This window comes from Haematobacter sp., from assembly GCF_032102465.1.
GTDB lineage: Bacteria > Pseudomonadota > Alphaproteobacteria > Rhodobacterales > Rhodobacteraceae > Haematobacter.
This window is the reverse complement of record NZ_DAMDHB010000042.1, coordinates 31,220-31,886: the sequence shown is the minus strand read 5'-3', so window position 1 is coordinate 31,886 and position 667 is coordinate 31,220. Positions and strand designations below refer to the sequence as shown.

General features: G+C 73.5%; 2 protein-coding genes. Both read right to left on the bottom strand.

Going from position 1 to position 667, the window contains the following annotated elements; translation table 11 throughout:
• Positions 1-291, bottom strand: a 291-nt coding sequence (locus RT513_RS18135; RefSeq protein WP_313534206.1) for an alcohol dehydrogenase catalytic domain-containing protein, incomplete at its 3' end; no start/stop codon positions are given.
• On the bottom strand, positions 288-667 hold a 380-nt coding region (locus RT513_RS18130), incomplete at its 5' end, for a MaoC/PaaZ C-terminal domain-containing protein (RefSeq protein WP_290685792.1). The genes RT513_RS18130 and RT513_RS18135, both read right to left, overlap by 4 nt.

The window sequence follows — 667 nt, the reverse complement described above, 5'->3', positions numbered from 1 at the left end:
CCCGCCCCAGCCCAGCATGGCGATGACGCGCGCGCCGGGCGCGGGGCCGTCCACGCCGGGGCCGAGCGCCTCGACCACGCCCGCCACCTCTGCGCCCGGCGAAAACGGACGTTCGGGGCGATACTGGTAGCGGTCCTCGATGATCAGCAGGTCGGGATAGTTGATGCCCACCGCCTGCACCCGCAGGCGAAGCTCCCCCGGTCCCGGTTCCGGCACGGGCATGGAGCGGATCTCCAGCGTCTGCGGCCCGCCGACCGCCACGCTCTGTACCGCGCGCATCATATCGGTCATGGGCACCCTCCTTCGGCGAAATCCATCTCTCCGTTGTCGATCACCAGCCGCTCCCCCACCCGCACGCGGAACCGCAGGCCGCCGGGCATGTCCCAGAGCTGCACCGTCAGCTCCTCCCCCGGCCAGACCGGGCCGGTGAACCGGCAGTCCATCATCCGCAGCCGCGCGCCGGGGCGCGCCGCCAGCACCGCCCGCAGGACATGGCCGTAGGTGGACAGCCCGTGCAGGATCGGCGCCGGGAATCCCGCTGCCGCCGCAGTGGCGGGGTCGATGTGCAGCGGGTTTTCGTCGCCCGACAGCCGGTAGATCGCCGCCGCGCGGGAAGAGGTGGGCACGGCGATCTCCGCCTCCGCCGGGCGGTCGGGGATGGCGGCGG